Below are 17,037 nucleotides of genomic sequence, written 5' to 3'. Positions count from 1 at the left end.
GGTTGAGCGGACAAGTGAACGAGTTCACACGCGTCCGATTCTTGCGAGGGCGCATCTGCAGCTGTTCGATGTGTTGCGTCGTTCCGGTACAGGTTGAGCATTTGCTGCACCGTCGTCCTGGCGAAAGCCGGGACCCATTACCCCCACCGGGTCACTTGGCGAAGATTGGTCGTTCGGTATTGCCAGCGATCGTCATCGATGAATCACGCGGTATGGGTCTTGGCCTTCGCCAGGACGACACCGAACGGACGACACCGAACGTGTGGCACGCGCCCATGATCGCGACGGACGAGGCAGCGAGTGTCAAACGGGCGCGGTCGGCGATCATGCATTCATACAGGTGTTTTGCCCGACGCCGCAAGCCATTTCGGCAAGACCGAAAATGATTGAGCCTTTTCAACCTCATGTCTACTGTGCATGGGGTTGATTTTCGCTTTTTGTTTGGAGGCGCCTAACCCGCGCCCGCGCGCTTCTTCTGCCAGACCAAATGCACCGCGCAGATGCAGCCCGGCGGATGCGAGGCAAGCTCCTTCGACGTCTCGTCGTTCGCAGGCGTTGCCGCGAATGCCGCCTTGTCGCTCGCGCCCTCTCGCACCGGGATGTAGTTCAGGATCGGCGCGAGCCAGCGCTCGGCCTCGGCGACGCTCATGCCCTTGCGCGCGGCATAATCCTCGACCTGGTCGCGCTCGATCTTGCCGACGCCGAAATAATAGCTCTCGGGACTGGCGAGATAGAGCCCCGACACGGAAGAGCCCGGCCACATCGCAAAGCTCTCGGTCAGCTTCACGCCTGCGGTTTTCTCGGCGTCGAGCAGTTCGAACAGCGTGGCCTTCTCGGTGTGATCGGGCTGCGCGGGATAGCCGGGGGCGGGACGGATGCCCTGGTACTTTTCTAGGATCAACTCGTCGGTCGAGAGCGCCTCGTCCGGCGCATAGGCCCAGAACTCGCGGCGGACGCGGGCATGCATGCGCTCGGCGAAGGCCTCCGCAAGGCGGTCGGCCAGCGCCTTGCACAGGATCGAGGAGTAGTCGTCATTGGCCATCTTGAATCGATCGGCCACCACATCCTCGCCGATGCCGGCGGTGACGACGAAGCCGCCGACATAATCGGGCACGCCGGTGGTGGCAGGCGCGACGAAGTCGGACAGCGCGGCGTTGAAACGGCCCTCGCGCTTCTCGAGCTGCTGGCGCAGCGTGTGCAGCGTCGCGATCGTCCTGGTCCGGCTCTCGTCGGCATAGAGCACGATGTCGTCGCCCTCGGCGTTCGCCGGCCAGAAGCCGACGGTGGCCCGCGCCCGGAACCATTTTTCCTCGACGATCAGGTCGAGCATCTTGCGCGCGTCGTCGTAGAGCGAGCGCGCGACCTCGCCGACCTTGGCATCGTCGAGGATGGCGGGGAAGCGCCCGGCGAGCTCCCAGGTCTGGAAGAACGGCGTCCAGTCAATATAGGGCACGAGCTCGGCGAGATCGTAGTCGTCAAAGCTCCTGGTGCCGAGGAAGGTCGGCTTCACCGGCTTGTTCGCGGCAAAGTCGACCGGCACGCGGTTGGCGCGGGCGGTCGCCAGCTTCAGCCGCTTCTTGTCGGCCTGGGCGCGCATATGCGCATCCGAGATCTTTGCGTATTCGGCGCGGACTTCGGCGGCGTAGGCCTCGCGCCTCTCGGGCGACAGCAGAGCAGACGCAACACCAACCGCGCGGCTGGCGTCGTTGACATGCACCACGGGGCCGGCGCGATAGCTCGGGTCGATCTTCACGGCCGTATGCACGCGGCTCGTCGTCGCGCCGCCGATCAACAGCGGCAGCTTGAGGCCTTCGCGCTGCAATTCGCCGGCGAAGAACGCCATCTCGTCGAGCGATGGCGTGATCAGGCCTGACAGCCCGACGATGTCGGCCTTCTCCGCCTTCACGGTCTCGACGATCTTGGCCGCCGGCACCATCACGCCGAGGTCGATGACCTCGTAATTGTTGCACTGGAGCACGATGCCGACGATGTTCTTGCCGATGTCGTGGACGTCGCCCTTGACGGTCGCGAGCACGATCTTGCCGGCGGACGAGGAGCCTTCCGTGCCGATGCCGTTGGCGAGATTGCGCGCCTTCTCCTCTTCCATGAACGGCATCAGCCAGGCGACGGCCTGCTTCATCACGCGGGCCGACTTCACCACCTGCGGCAGGAACATCTTGCCGTCACCGAAGAGATCGCCGACCACGTTCATGCCGGCCATCAACGGTCCCTCGATCACGTCGAGCGGGCGCTTCGAAGCCTTGCGGGCCTCTTCGGTATCCTGCTCGATGAACTCGGTGATGCCGTGCACCAGCGAATGCGACAGCCGCTTCGCCACCGGCCATTCGCGCCAAGCGAGATCGGCTTCCTTGGTCTGGGTCTTGTTGCCGCGGAATCGTTCCGCGAGCGCCAGCAGACGCTCGGACGCACCGGGGTCGCGGTTGAGAATGACGTCTTCGCAGACCTGGCGCAATTCCGGATCGATGTCGTCATAGACGATCATCTGCCCGGCATTGACGATGCCCATGTCCATGCCGGCCTTAATGGCGTGATACAGGAACACCGAGTGCATCGCCTCGCGCACCGGCTCGTTGCCGCGGAACGAGAACGACAGATTGGACACGCCGCCAGAAATGTGCGCGCCCGGCAGGTTCTTGCGGATCCAGCGCGTCGCCTCGATGAAGTCGACCCCGTAATTGTTGTGCTCCTCGATGCCGGTCGCGATCGCGAAAATATTCGGATCGAAGATGATGTCTTCCGGCGGGAAGCCGACGCGGTTCACCAGGATGTCGTAGGCGCGCTTGCAGATCTCGGTCTTGCGGGCGAACGTGTCGGCCTGGCCGACCTCGTCGAACGCCATCACCACGACGGCCGCGCCGTGACGGCGGGCGATCCTGGCCTCGTGAATGAATTTGTCCTCGCCTTCCTTCATCGAGATCGAGTTGACGACCGGCTTGCCCTGCACGCATTTCAGGCCGGCCTCGATCACAGAGAATTTCGAGCTGTCGACCATGACGGGGACGCGGGCGATGTCGGGCTCGGCGGCGACGAGGTTGAGGAAGGTCACCATCGCGGCTTCCGAGTCCAGGAGACCCTCGTCCATGTTGACGTCGATGATCTGCGCGCCGTTCTCGACCTGGTCGCGCGCGACCTGCAGCGCGGCGGTGTAGTCGCCGGCGGTGACCAGCTTGCGGAAGCGGGCGGAACCGGTGACGTTGGTGCGCTCGCCGACGTTCACGAAAGGAATGGCGTCGGTCAGGATGAACGGCTCGAGGCCGGAGAGCCGCAAGCGAGGTCCGATCTCCGGCACGATGCGCGGCTTGTGCGGCGCGACCGCAGCGGCAATCGCAGCGATATGGTCCGGCGTGGTGCCGCAGCAGCCGCCGACGATGTTGACCAAACCATCACGCGCGAACTCGCCGACCAGGCGGGCCATGTATTCCGGGGTCTCGTCATACTGGCCGAACTCGTTGGGCAGGCCGGCATTGGGATAAGCACAAACGAGCGTGTCGGCGACGCGGCCGATATCGGCGATATGCGCGCGCAGATCTTCCGCACCGAGCGCGCAGTTGAAGCCGATGGTGACGGGCTTGGCGTGCTGTACCGAATGCCAGAACGCTTCCGGCAGCTGGCCGGATAGCAGGCGGCCGGACTTGTCGGTGATGGTGCCCGACACCATCACCGGCATGTCGATGCCGCGTTCTTCCGTGATCTCGGCAATGGCGTAAAGCGCCGCCTTGGCGTTCAGCGTGTCGAAGATGGTCTCGACCAGCAGCAGATCGACGCCGCCGTCGAGCATGCCGTTGATCTGCTCGCCATAGGATTTGCGCAGATCGTCGAACGTGACGGCGCGGTAGCCGGGATTGGAAACGTCGGGCGAGATCGACGCGGTGCGGTTGGTCGGTCCGATGGCGCCGGCGACGAAGCGCGGCTTGCCGTCCTCGGCTTCGACGCGGCGCGCGGCGTTGCCGGCGAGGCGGGCGCCTTCGCGCGCCATCTCGTAGACGATGTCGCCGAGATCGTAATCGGCCTGCGCAATCGAGGTCGTGGAGAAGGTGTTGGTGGCGACGATGTCGGCGCCGGCACGCAGATAGGCGGCGTGGATGTCCTCGATCGCCTGCGGCTGGGTCAGGATCAAGAGGTCGTTGTTGCCGCGCAAATCGCGATGGAAGGTCTTGAAGCGCTCGCCGCGAAAGGCAACCTCGTCGAACTGGAGATTCTGGATCATCGTGCCCATGGCGCCGTCGAGCACGAGAATGCGCTCGCGCGCGGCGTTGAGCAGGGCGGTTCGCTTGGGAGAGGTGGATACGGTCATGGTGTCTTAAGCCGCCTTCTGCGCGCTCTTGGCGCGAATGCCGAGCAAATGGCTGATCGCGAACACGAGATCGGCGCGGTTCATGGTGTAGAAATGGAAGGTGTCGACGCCGTGCTTCGCGAGCTTCTGCACCTGGCCGGCGGCGACGGTGGCCGCCACCAGCTTGCGGGTCTCGGCGTCCTCGTCGAGCCCCTCGAACTTCGCGGCGAACCAGTCCGGCACGGAGGTGCCGGCGCGGGTGACGAAGGCTCGCGCCTGCTTGAAATTATGCATGGGCATGATGCCCGGCACGATCGGGATGTTGATCCCGCGCGCGCGCACGCGGTCGAGATAACGGAAATAGAGCTCGTTATCGAAGAACACCTGCGTGATCGCGCGGGTCGCGCCCGCATCGACCTTGGCCTGCAGGGTGTCGATGTCATCGTCGAAGTCGCGCGCCTCGGGGTGCTTCTCAGGGTATGCCGAGACCGACACCTCGATATCGCCGTGCCGCTTCTTGATGCCGGCGACGAGGTCGGCGGAGCTCTGGTAGCCGTCGGGATGGCTGGAATAGGCCGTGCCGATGCCGCCCGCGGGATCGCCGCGCAGGCCGACGATGTGGCGGACGCCGACCTCGTGATAGCGGTCGACGATCTCGTCGATCTCCCCGCGCGAGGCGCCGACGCAGGTCAGATGCGCCGCCGGCAGCAGCGCAGTCTCCTTGAGGATGCGCGAGATGGTCGCGTGGGTGCGCTCACGGGTCGAGCCGCCGGCGCCATAGGTCACCGAGACGAATTTCGGGTCGAGCGGGGCCAGCCGGTTGATGGTGTCCCAGAGATTGCGCTCCATATCTTCCGTCTTGGGCGGAAAGAACTCGAACGAAATCGCAGGCCGCTTCAGGTGCCCGTCTTGCCCGTCGGTATGGGCAGGCATCGTCGCGTCAGTCATGGGCACCACTCACTCCAAGGGCTCGCAGGGTCGTTGGCGGCCGGCGGTCAGGTCTAGATTGGGAGAGGTCAAGATAAGCCAAAGCGGTCGCACTCGACAGCCCATCAGGGATGGGAAATTGCCCACTTTCATTTAGACAATAGAAAATTACCTGCAGATTCAGATAGAGGTGGGATGAGAGCAGTCAGTTGAAACTATAGATATATCAGGTGTATAATGGTGATGTGGGGCTACTTGACACGAGATCGTGAGGTGGGCAGTATGAAAATTGCGATATCAGCGTGACCTCTGTCCCAACGCCGCGGCGAAGTCGCGCGAGCCCCTGGCCTGCACGTCAGACCTGCGCGCCCTGCCATTGCCGCTGCGCCGCCCTCCGCTACCTTAGCGCGCGATGATCCCGCTCTCAGTCCTCGACCTCTCCGTCGTCACAACAAGCACAATGCCCGCCGCGGCGCTGCGCAACAGCATCGACCTGGCGCGCCATGTCGACGGGCTCGGCTATGTCCGCTACTGGCTCGCCGAGCATCACAACCTCGCCTCGGTCGCGAGTCCAGCGCCCGACGTGATGATCGGGCAGATCGCGGCGGTGACGAAGCACATCCGCGTCGGCTCCGGCGGCGTGATGCTGCCCAATCACGCGCCGCTGGTCGTGGCCGAGCGCTTCAAGATGCTGGAGGCGTTGTTTCCCGGCCGCATCGATCTCGGCCTCGGTCGCGCCCCCGGCACCGACGGTGCCACGGCCTATGCGCTGCGCAGCCGGCTCGACCGTCGCGAAGGCGACGATTTCCTGGAGCGGCTGCACGAATTGATCCTGTGGCAGACCCGGGAATTCCCCTCGGGCCATCCCTACCACAACGTCGTCGCGATGCCCGACGATACGCCGTTGCCGCCGATCTGGCTGCTCGGCTCGAGCGATTATTCGTCGGAGCTCGCCGCGCAGGTCGGCATGGGCTTCGCATTCGCGCATCATTTTGCGTCCCACGATGCGATCGATGCGATGGTGCATTATCGCAATCGTTTTCAGCCCTCGGCCTGGAGCGCGAGCCCGCGCGCGATCCTCGCGGTCGCCGTCATCACGGCCGACACGGATGAGGAAGCCGAAAAGCTCGCCGCGTCTTTCGACCTCAACCGCCTGCGCCGCGATCGCGGCCAGTATCTTCCGTTGCCGAGCGTCGAAGAAGCGCTGGCCTATCCCTATACCGACTCGGAGCGCACCTCGATGCGGCGCAACCGTTCCCGTCTGTTCGTCGGCAGCCCGGCAACCGTGCGGACAACGCTCCAGCCGTTGATCGATGCGAGCAAGCCGGACGAGTTGATGGTGATCACCGCCGTGTATGATCACGAGGCGCGAAAGAAATCCTATTCGCTGCTGGCGGAGGCGTTCGGGCTTAAGGCGGTCGGATAAGGCACTCGTGCCCCTGCGCCTCGCAGCCTCTGGGTCCCGGCTTGCGCTTCGCGCGTCCGGGACACGAAACTATTCCATCGTCGCGCGGAACGGGTGACCCGGATACACGCCGACGATGCGGAATTCGCGCGAGAAGAATTTCAGCTCCTCGATCGCGAAAGCGAGGCCCTTGTCCTCGGGGTGGCCGTCGACGTCGGCGTAAAACTGGGTGGCGAAGAAATTGCCGTCGACCATGTAGCTCTCGAGTTTGGTCATGTTCACGCCGTTGGTGGCAAAGCCCCCGAGCGCCTTGTAGAGCGCGGCCGGCAAATTGCGCACCCGAAACACAAAAGTCGTGACTAGCGGACCGGAGCCCTGTGCGGCCCATTTCGGTTCGCGCGCCAGCACCACGAAGCGTGTGGTGTTGTGGGCCTCGTCCTCGATGTCCTCAGCCAAAATGTCGAGGCCGTAGATCTGCGCGGCGAGGCGCGAGGCGATCGCGGCGACGGACTTATCGTTACGCTCGGAAATGTCGCGGGCGCTGCCGGCGGTGTCGGCGTGCACGATGGGCTTGATGCCGAGCTTGCGAATGATGCGCCGGCATTGGCCGAGCGCGTGCACATGGCTCTCGACGCTCTTGATGTCTTCGAGCCTGGTCCCCTTCACCGCCATCAGCTGATGCCGGACCGGCAGAAACCATTCACCGATGATGAAGAGGCCGGAGGCCGGGAGCAAATGATGGATGTCGGCGACGCGGCCTGCGACCGAATTCTCGATCGGGATCATGCCGAGATCGGCCTCGCCCGACGAGATCGCCGACAAGGCGTCCTCGAAGGTGGCGCAGGGCATCGGCTCGGCGTCGGGATAGGCCTCGACGATGGCGATGTGGGAATTGGCGCCAGGCTCGCCCTGGAATGCGATTTTCAGCTTGCTCATGCTCGGCCTTGTAACAGCGGCTCAGGATTTGGAAAGGATGCTGCGGGCGGTTTCCAGGTCCGCCGGCGTGTCGACCCCGCGGGGCACGGTATCGACAATGGTGAAGTCGATGCGCATTCCGGCCTCGAGCGCCCGGAGCTGCTCGAGCTTCTCCTGCAGTTCCAGCGGCGAAGGCGGCAGTGAGACGTAGCGCTCCAGCGCGGCGCGGCGATAGGCGTAGAGGCCGATATGGTGGTAACGCGGCCCGTCGCCGGTCGGCGCGGTTGCGCGGGTGAAATAAAGTGCGCGCATGCGTCTGCCCCCGAGCGAGGTCCCGATCGCCTTCACGACGTTCGGCGCGAGATCCTCCTCCTCGGTGTGGATTTGCGAAGCCAGCGTTGCGATATCCACGGCGGGGTCTTGCAGCGGCGGCAGTACCTCGCGGATATTGTCGATCGTGATGGTCGGGAAATCGCCCTGGAGATTGACCACGATCTCGGCCTTGCCGTCCGGATCGAGCTTCTGCATGGCCTCGTGGATGCGGTCGGAGCCGGAGGGGTGCTCCGGGCGGGTCATCACGGCCTCGCCGCCATGGGCGGTCACGACGGACGCGATCTCCGCGGTGTCGGTTGCGACCGCGACCCGGCCTATCCCGGCGGCCTCGGCGCGGCGCATCACGTGCACGATCATCGGCTGCCCCGCGATATCGGCGAGCGGCTTGCCGGGCAGGCGGGTCGCGGCCATGCGGGCCGGGATCAGCACCAGGATGCGAGGATCGGTCATCGGGTCAAGGGCCTGGAAACGGGGCGTTTTCCGCGCCGGGAAATGGGGTGGGGACGGGCGTGAAGCCCGCTCGCTTATACGGGTTGCCAGACCCCGGGCAAACCGATATCTCAATGGCAAAACTCGGGGAAACAATTAAGGAACGTTGATTCTTCGAGGCTCGTCCTGGCGGCCGCTTTGGGCCGCTCGATCCTTCTTGCGGTGTGGGGCCTGGCCGGAAATGGACTCTTTCGAACTGAACAAGATTCTCGGTGCCGTGCTCGGCACCTGTCTCCTTCTGCTGGTGACGAGCTTCACCGCGAATGCGCTGTTCTCGCCCAAGATGCCGGAAAAGCCGGGCTTCGAGATCGCCGCGAAGGAAGACGCCGGCCACGGCAAGGAAGGCGGCGCTGCCGCCGCGGCTGCCGAGCCGATCGAAAAGCTGCTCCAGACCGCCTCGGTCGAGAAGGGCGCCTCCGCCGCCAAAAAGTGCGGCGCCTGCCACACCTTCGAGAAGGGCGGCCCGAATCGTGTCGGTCCTAATCTCTATGGCGTCGTCGGCGAGAAGCGGGGCGAGGGCCGTGGCGGCTTCAACTTCTCGGCTGCCATGAAGGCCAAGGGCGGCACCTGGACGTTTGACGATCTCAACAAGTTCATCGCCAGCCCGAAGGGCTTCATCCCCGGCACCGCAATGGGCTTCGCCGGCATTCCCAAGGATTCCGAGCGTGCCGACGTCATTGCCTATCTGAATTCGCTCTCGGAGCATCCGCAGCCGCTGCCGACGGCCTCAAAGTAAAAGCCTCGAAACCCCATCTTGGACTATGCGGCCGGGCTGAAAAGCCTGGCCGTTTTTATATCCGGGCCGCGCGGTGACGTTATCAGGGCGTTTGGCCGCACCGGATGGAGCGGCCGGGCTTCCAAGATGAGGAAAAAGCAACATATTCCGTCGAAACCTCGCCTATATTGGGAACTTAAAGGAGTAGCCTCCTTCAAGACAGGAATGTGGATTTGGCCATTACCCGACGCGATCTCCTGCTCACCGGCACCGCTGCCGCAGCGCTCCCCGTCCTTGGTTCCGTAGGGGGCCTTCCCGTCGTCGGCGCGGCACACGCGCAATCCGCCAGTGAGCTGACCTGGCGACACGCGCTGTCGCTGTTCGGACAGGTCAAATACCCCGCCGACTTCAAGCGCTTCGACTACGTCAATCCGGAAGCGCCCAAAGGCGGCGTCGCACGCCAGATCGCCGTCGGCACATTCGACAATTTCAACATCGTCGTCTCCGGTGTGAAGGGGCAAGTCGCCGGTGCCGTGGCATTCATCTACGAATCCCTCACGACGGCCTCGCTCGACGAAGTCTCGACCGAATACGGCGCGCTGGCCGAGGCCGTCAGCCATCCGGATGATTTCTCCTCCGTGACTTACCGCTTGCGGCCGCAAGCCAAATGGCATGACGGCAAGCCTGTTACCGTGGACGACGTGATCTTCTCGCTCGATTCGTTCAAGAAGCACCACCCGATGTACTCGGCCTATTATAGCCATGTGGTGAAGGCCGAGAAGGTCGGTGAGCGCGAGGTGAAATTCGTGTTCGACGCACCGGGCAATCGCGAGCTGCCGCAGATTGTCGGGCAGCTCACGGTCCTGCCGAAGCATTGGTGGGAAGGAACGGACCCGCAGGGCCGGAAGCGCGATGTCTCCGCCACCACGCTCGAAGTGCCGCTGGGGTCGGGCCCCTACCGGGTCAAGGAATTCGTTGCCGGACGGTCGATCGCGCTGGAGCGCGTGAAGGATTATTGGGGGCGCGACCTCGCGGCCAATGTGGGCCGAAATAATTTCGACGAGCTGCGCTATGAGTATTTCCGCGACGCCACCGTGGCGATCGAGGCCTTCAAGGCCGATCAGGTCGATTGGCGCACCGAGAACAGCGCGAAGAACTGGGCGACGGCCTACGACTTCCCGGCCGTCACCGAAAAGCGCGTGATCCTCGAGGAGTTCGCCAATCGCAGCTCGGGCGTCATGCAGGCCTTCGTGCCGAACCTGCGCCGCGCCAAGTTCAAAGATGCGCGCGTGCGACGCGCGCTTAATTACGCGTTCGACTTCGAGGAGATGAACAAGCAGATCTTCTACGGCCAATACAAGCGCATCAGCAGTTATTTCGACGGCATCGATGAGCTGATGGCGACCGGGTTGCCGCAGGGCAAGGAGCTCGAGATCCTCCAGACGGTCCGCGCCGAGGTCCCGCCCGAAGTCTTCACGACGGCCTATACCAATCCAGTCGGCGGCAGTCCGGAAGCCGTGCGCGACAATCTGCGCGAGGCACTGCGCTTGTTCAAGGAAGCCGGCTACGAGGTGCGCGACCGCAAGCTGATCGACGTCAAGACCGGCGCTCAGTTCTCGCTTGAGCTGCTGAACTCGGATCCGAGCTTTGAGCGGATCACGCTGTTCTACAAGCCGTCGCTGGAACGGCTCGGCATTGCCGTCAGCGTGCGGACAGTGGATCCCACCCAGTATGAGAACAGGACGCGCGAGTGGGATTTCGACATCGTCACCAACTCCTGGGGCGAGTCGCAGTCGCCGGGCAACGAGCAGCGCGAATTCTGGTCATCGAAGACGGCCGACATCGCCGGTTCACGCAATATTACCGGCATCAAGAATCCGGCGGTCGACAAGCTGATTGAGCGGGTGATCTACGCCAAGGGTCGCGACGATCTCGTCGCGGCAACCAAGGCACTCGACCGCGTGCTGCTGTGGAATCACTACGTCGTGCCGCAGTGGACTTATACGAAGGTGCGCACCGCGCGCTGGGATCGCTTCGGTCGGCCGGCGGAATTGCCCAAATACGGTCAGTCCGGCTTTCCGTTCATCTGGTGGTACGACGCGGACAAGGCGGCGCGGATCGCAAAGAAGTCGTGAGGGGCATTTCTCGCATGACGCAGCTTTCACGCCGGCATGTGCTGGCCCTGGGTGTCGGTGGCGCGTTCAGCGCCGCCCGGCTGCGGGGCGCGACAGCGTCCGAGATGCCCGCCGAGGCCCACGGCATGTCGGCGTTCGGCGACCTCAAATATCCCGCCGATTTCCATCACTTCGACTACGTCAATGTCGACGCGCCGAAGGGCGGCACTTTTTCGCTGATCCCGTCGGTGCGCGCCTACAACCAGTCCTACCAGACCTTCAACTCGCTCAATGCCTTCATCCTCAAAGGCGACGGCGCGCAGGGCATGGATATGACCTTTGTGCCGCTGATGGTGCGAGCCAACGACGAACCGGACGGGATGTACGGGCTTGCCGCGAAATCTGTAAATATATCGGCGGACAGGCTGGTCTACCGCTTCACGATACGGCCCGAGGCGAAATTCCATGACGGCACCAAGCTCACCGCTCACGACGCGGCGTTTTCGCTGACGTCGCTGAAGGCCAAGGGGCACCCATTGATCATCGTGCAGATGCGCGACATGGTCCGCGCGGAAGCCGTCGACGAGGCGACGCTTGTCGTCACTTTTGCTAAGGGACGCGCGCGTGACGTGCCGCTCTATGTGGCGAGCCTGCCGATCTTCTCGAAAGCCTACTATGCCTCCCGTCCGTTCGACGAAACGTCTCTGGAGATCCCGTTGGGTTCGGGCCCGTACAAGGTCGGCAAGTTCGAGGTCAACCGCTACATCGAATACGAGCGCGTCAAGGATTGGTGGGCTGCCGATCTGCCCCCCTGTCGCGGTAGCTACAATTTCGACGTTGTACGCTACGAATTCTACCGGGACCGCGATGTCGCCTTCGAAGGTTTCACCGGCAAGAACTATCTCTACCGCGAGGAGTTCACCTCCCGTCTCTGGGCGACGCGCTACGACTTCCCTGCGGTGAAGGACGGTCGCGTCAAGATGGAGGTCGTACCCGACGACACGCCGTCCGGTGCACAAGGATGGTTCATCAACACGCGGCGCGACAAGTTCAGGGATCCTCGGGTACGAGAGGCACTGATCGACGCCTTCGACTTCGAGTGGACCAACAAGACCATCATGTACGGTGCTTATGCCCGCACGGTGTCGCCATTTCAGAACTCGGACCTCATGGCCAGCGGCGGGCCTCCGCCGCCGGAAGAGTTGAAGCTGCTCGAGCCGTTTCGCGGCCAGATTCCCGACGAGGTGTTCGCCGCGCCGTTCACGCCGCCGGTCTCAGACGGCTCCGGGCAGGACCGCAGCCTGCTGCGCAAGGCGCAGCAATTGCTCAGCGACGCCGGCCTGCCGATCAAGGACGGCAAGCGGGTGCTGCCGAACGGCGAGATATTCAGGATCGAATTTCTGTTGGACGAGCCTTCATTCCAGCCGCACCATGGGCCCTACATCAAGAATCTCGCGACGCTCGGCATCGAAGCGAGCGTGCGCCTCGTCGATGCCGTACAACACAAGGCGCGCCAGGAAGATTTCGACTTCGATATGACGATTCAACGCTTCAGCATGTCGGCGACGCCGGGCGATGCCATGCGCTCGTTCTTCTCGTCGCAGGTCGCGGCAACGAAGGGTTCGTACAATCTCGCGGGCATCGCCAGTCCTGCCATCGATGCCATGATCGAGAAGATCATGGCGGCTGACTCCCGCGAGGAATTGACCGTCGCCTGCCGCGCCTTCGATCGCCTGTTCCGTGCCGGCCGTTATTGGGTGCCGCAATGGTATAACAAGACGCACCGGCTTGCTTATTGGGACCAGTTCGGCCGTCCGCAGAAGCTGCCGCGTTATGCCAACGGAGTCGGCGCCCCCGACATCTGGTGGCATGATGGCGGCAAGGCCGCCAAGCTCGAGCAGGCGAAACAGCCATGAGCGCCTATATCGCCCGCCGTATCCTGCTGATGATCCCGACCTTGCTCGGGATCCTCTTCGTCTCCTTCATCGTCGTGCAGTTCGCGCCGGGTGGCCCGGTCGAGCGCGTGATCGCGCAGCTCTCGGGTGCCGACACCGGCGGTACCTCGCGCATTTCGGGCGGCAGCGACTTTGCGCAGCGCGCCCCGGGGCAACTGGGCGCGGGCGGCGATGCCATCAATTCGAAATATCGCGGCGCGCAAGGCCTCGATCCCGATTTCATCAAAAAGCTGGAGGTGCAGTTCGGCTTCGACAAGCCGGCGCCGGAGCGCTTCGCGCTGATGGTCTGGAACTTCGCCCGCTTCGATTTCGGCAAGAGCTATTTCCGCGACGTCAGCGTGCTGCAGCTCGTCAAGGAGAAGTTGCCGGTCTCGATCTCGCTCGGCATCTGGCTGACGCTGCTCACCTACCTGATCTCGATTCCGCTCGGCATCCGCAAGGCGGTCAGGGACGGGACGCGCTTCGACACCTGGACCTCGAGCGTGCTCGTGCTCGGCTATGCCATTCCCGGCTTCCTGTTCGCGATCCTGCTGATCATCCTGTTTGCCGGCGGTTCGTTCTTCAACTGGTTCCCGCTGCGCGGACTGACGTCAGACGGCTGGTCGCAGTTTCCGTGGTACTGGAAGATCATCGATTACTTCTGGCATTTGACGCTGCCGCTGATCGCCATGGGGCTCGGTGCGTTCACCACCATGACGTTCCTGACCAAGAACTCGTTTCTGGACGAGATCCGCAAGCAATACGTGATGACCGCGCGCGCGAAAGGCTGCAGCGAGAATCGGGTGCTCTATGGTCACGTCTTCCGCAACGCGATGCTCATCGTCATCGCCGGCTTTCCCAGCACCTTCATTCACGCCTTCTTCTCGGGCTCGCTTCTGATCGAGACCATCTTCTCGCTGGACGGGCTGGGACTGCTCAGTTTCGAGAGCGTTCTCAACCGCGACTACCCCGTCGTGTTCGGTACGCTCTTCATCTTTTCGCTCGTCGGCCTCGTGATCAACCTGATCTCTGACCTGACCTATATGTGGATCGATCCGCGGATCGATTTCGAGGCGCGGGAGGTCTGATGACACTGGCCGCCCCTACCACGCCGATCGAAACCACTGCGAAATCGCCGCTCGGCGACGCCGTGCCGATGACGCGCAAACCGTTCGTGCCATCGCCGCTCAACAGGCGCCGCTGGCAGAATTTTAAGGCGAACTGGCGCGGCTATTGGTCGTTCTGGATCTTCCTGATCCTGTTTGTGGTATCGCTGTTCGCTGAGTTGATCGCCAATGATCGGCCGTTCCTGATCAAATATGATGGCCACCTCTATTGGCCGTCCGTCGTCACCTATTCGGAAACCACTTTCGGCGGCGACTTCGAAACGGCAGCCGACTATCGCGATCCCTATTTGCAGAAGTTGATCAAGGACAAGGGTGGCAGCATCGTCTGGCCGCTGATCCGCTATTCCTACGACACCCACAATCTCGATCTGCCGACGCCCGCGCCGTCGCGGCCGACCTGGATGTTGACGGAAGCGCAGTGCAAGCCTGTGGTCGAGAAGAAAGGCCTCAAGAGCTGCCGCGATCTCGAATACAACTGGCTCGGCACCGACGATCAGGGCCGCGACGTGGTCGCGCGGCTGATCTACGGCTTCCGCATTTCGGTGCTGTTCGGCCTCTGCCTGACCATCGTCTCCTCCGTCGTCGGCATCGCGGCCGGCGCGGTACAGGGTTATTTCGGCGGCTGGATCGACCTGTTGTTTCAGCGTTTCATCGAGATATGGACTGCGATCCCTTCGCTCTATCTGTTGCTAATCCTGTCGTCGGTGCTCGTACCCGGTTTCTTCGTGCTTCTCGGCATCCTGCTGTTGTTTTCCTGGGTGTCGCTGGTCGGACTCGTCCGCGCGGAATTCCTGCGCGGGCGCAATTTCGAGTACATCCAGGCGGCGCGCGCGCTCGGCGTGTCGAACAAGGTCATCATGTTCCGGCATCTGTTGCCGAACGCGATGGTCGCGACCATGACGTTCCTGCCTTTCATCGTGTCGAGTTCGGTGATGACGCTGACGGCGCTCGATTTCCTCGGGTTCGGATTGCCGCCCGGCTCGCCGTCGCTCGGCGAGTTGCTGTCGCAGGGCAAGTCCAACGTGCAGGCGCCCTGGCTCGGTTTCTCCGGCTTCTTCTCGGTTGCGATCATGCTGTCGCTCTTGATCTTCATCGGCGAGGCCGTGCGCGACGCCTTCGATCCGCGCAAGACGTTCAGGTAGGCCAATGGACGCGATCAATCAGCCTTTGCTCAGCGTGCGCGAGCTCTCGGTTGCCTTCCACCAGGGCGGCGCCACCACGCTCGCGGTCGACAAGGTCTCGTTCCAGATCAGGCGCGGCGAGTGCGTGGCGCTGGTCGGCGAGTCCGGCTCCGGCAAGTCGGTCAGCGCGCTTTCGATCCTCAAACTCTTGCCCTATCCGAACGCCTCGCATCCCTCGGGCAGCATCCGCTTCAAGGGACAGGAACTGATCGACCGGTCGGAGCAGGAGATGCGGGAGATTCGCGGCAGCGACATCTCGATCATCTTCCAGGAGCCGATGACCTCGCTCAATCCACTGCACACGATCGAGGCGCAGATCGGCGAGATCATCCAGCTGCACAATCCGACCAGCAATGCCGAGGCGCGCAGGCGGACGCTGGAATTGCTGACGCAGGTCGGCATTCCCGAGCCCGAAACGCGGCTGAAGAGCTATCCGCACCAGCTCTCCGGCGGCCAGCGCCAGCGCGTGATGATCGCGATGGCGCTCGCCAACGAGCCGGACCTCCTGATCGCGGACGAGCCGACCACGGCGCTCGACGTCACCGTGCAGGCGCAGATCCTGACGCTGCTCGCAGAGATTCGCAGCCGGCTCGGCATGAGCCTGCTCTTCATCACCCACGATCTCGGCATCGTGCGCCGCATCGCCGACCAGGTCTGCGTCATGAAGGGCGGCGAGATCGTCGAGCAGGGGCCGGTTGAGCAGGTCTTCAAGAGCCCGAAGCATCCCTATACGCGCGACTTGCTCGCCGCGGAACCGAAGCCGGATCCGGCGCCGCCGCAGCCGGATGCGCCGGTGGTGATGTCGGCCGATGACCTCAAGGTCTGGTTTCCGATCAAGCGCGGGTTGATGCGCAAGACGGTCGGTCACATCAAAGCGGTCGACGGCGTCAGCATCGCCGTGCGCAAGGGCGAGACGCTTGGCGTCGTCGGCGAGTCCGGCTCGGGCAAGACCACGCTGGGGCTCGCATTGCTGCGGCTGATCTCCTCGAACGGACGCATTGTGTTCCTGGGAAAGGATATCCAGGGTCTCCGCTTCAAGGAGATGCGGCCGTTCCGACGCGACATGCAGATCGTGTTCCAGGATCCGTTCGGCTCGCTCAGCCCGCGCATGTCGGTCGCCGACATCGTCGCCGAAGGCCTCACCGTGCATCAGCCGCAGCTCTCGCGCGGCGAGCGTGAGGAGCGCGTCGTCAAGGCGCTCGAGGACGTCGGATTGAAGCCGGATACCCGCAACCGTTATCCGCATGAATTCTCCGGCGGCCAGCGCCAGCGCATCAGCATCGCGCGGGCGGTGGTGCTGGAGCCGGATTTCGTCGTGCTGGACGAGCCGACCAGTGCGCTCGACATGCTGATTCAGGCGCAGATGGTCGATCTGCTGCGTGAATTGCAGCGCCGTCGCGATCTCACTTACATGTTCATCTCGCACGATCTGCGCGTCGTTGCCTCGCTCGCCAGCCATCTGATCGTGATGCGCGGCGGCAAGGTGGTCGAGGAAGGCCAGGCCGCCGAGCTCTTCAAGAATCCGAAGACGGATTACACGCGCGCGCTGTTTGCGGCGGCGTTCCGGCTGGAGACGGCGGGGAACGGATCGGCGGCGACTTAG

11 protein-coding genes are annotated in these 17,037 nt (G+C 63.4%); 7 read left to right on the top strand and 4 right to left on the bottom strand.

Going from position 1 to position 17,037, the window contains the following annotated elements; genetic code table 11:
- Positions 1-451 precede the first annotated feature (451 nt).
- Positions 452-4,315, bottom strand: coding sequence for a methionine synthase (gene metH / locus AC0L27_RS25365; protein WP_473320623.1), 3,864 nt, complete (start codon positions 4,313-4,315; stop codon positions 452-454).
- Positions 4,316-4,321: 6 nt separating this feature from the next.
- A complete protein-coding gene (gene metF / locus AC0L27_RS25360; RefSeq protein ID WP_354209505.1) occupies positions 4,322-5,242 on the bottom strand; it encodes a methylenetetrahydrofolate reductase [NAD(P)H] in 921 nt (306 codons plus the stop codon).
- Positions 5,243-5,633: 391 nt separating this feature from the next.
- Between metF and AC0L27_RS25355 the strand changes: the two genes are divergently transcribed.
- On the top strand, positions 5,634-6,647 hold the full coding sequence (locus tag AC0L27_RS25355) for an LLM class flavin-dependent oxidoreductase (protein ID WP_354209504.1): 1,014 nt from the start codon (positions 5,634-5,636) through the stop codon (positions 6,645-6,647).
- A gap of 69 nt (positions 6,648-6,716) precedes the next feature.
- Here AC0L27_RS25355 and AC0L27_RS25350 read toward each other — a convergent pair whose 3' ends face one another.
- The gene (locus tag AC0L27_RS25350) at positions 6,717-7,562 is read right to left on the bottom strand and encodes a prephenate dehydratase (protein WP_085351723.1); all 846 of its coding nucleotides are present in this window, start codon (positions 7,560-7,562) and stop codon (positions 6,717-6,719) included.
- A gap of 21 nt (positions 7,563-7,583) precedes the next feature.
- Positions 7,584-8,324 (bottom strand): 3-deoxy-manno-octulosonate cytidylyltransferase, encoded by a 741-nt coding sequence (locus AC0L27_RS25345; protein WP_354209503.1) that lies wholly within the window; start codon positions 8,322-8,324, stop codon positions 7,584-7,586.
- A 220-nt stretch (positions 8,325-8,544) separates the two neighbouring features.
- Here AC0L27_RS25345 and AC0L27_RS25340 point away from each other — a divergent pair, with 220 nt between their 5' ends.
- From AC0L27_RS25340 to AC0L27_RS25315, 6 genes are all read left to right on the top strand, one after another.
- Complete coding sequence (locus AC0L27_RS25340) at positions 8,545-9,099, top strand: c-type cytochrome (RefSeq protein ID WP_354209502.1); 555 nt, start codon at positions 8,545-8,547, stop codon at positions 9,097-9,099.
- A gap of 212 nt (positions 9,100-9,311) precedes the next feature.
- Positions 9,312-11,213: an extracellular solute-binding protein gene (locus tag AC0L27_RS25335; protein WP_354209501.1), complete on the top strand. Its 1,902-nt coding sequence runs from the start codon at positions 9,312-9,314 to the stop codon at positions 11,211-11,213.
- A 14-nt stretch (positions 11,214-11,227) separates the two neighbouring features.
- Entirely contained in the window at positions 11,228-13,108 is a 1,881-nt protein-coding gene (locus AC0L27_RS25330; protein ID WP_354209500.1) for an extracellular solute-binding protein, read from the top strand.
- Positions 13,105-14,214, top strand: a complete 1,110-nt coding sequence (locus AC0L27_RS25325) for a microcin C ABC transporter permease YejB (protein WP_007605353.1) — start codon at positions 13,105-13,107, stop codon at positions 14,212-14,214. The genes AC0L27_RS25330 and AC0L27_RS25325 overlap by 4 nt, the downstream gene beginning before the upstream one ends.
- Positions 14,214-15,395, top strand: a complete 1,182-nt coding sequence (locus AC0L27_RS25320; protein ID WP_354209499.1) for an ABC transporter permease — start codon at positions 14,214-14,216, stop codon at positions 15,393-15,395. The genes AC0L27_RS25325 and AC0L27_RS25320 overlap by 1 nt, the downstream gene beginning before the upstream one ends.
- A gap of 4 nt (positions 15,396-15,399) precedes the next feature.
- On the top strand, positions 15,400-17,037 hold the full coding sequence (locus tag AC0L27_RS25315) for an ABC transporter ATP-binding protein (RefSeq protein WP_275172297.1): 1,638 nt from the start codon (positions 15,400-15,402) through the stop codon (positions 17,035-17,037).

The sequence above is a fragment of the Bradyrhizobium sp. Ken51 genome (assembly GCF_055807435.1).
Note: the sequence above shows the minus strand (reverse complement) of the source record. Positions and strands in the feature narration are given on the sequence as shown.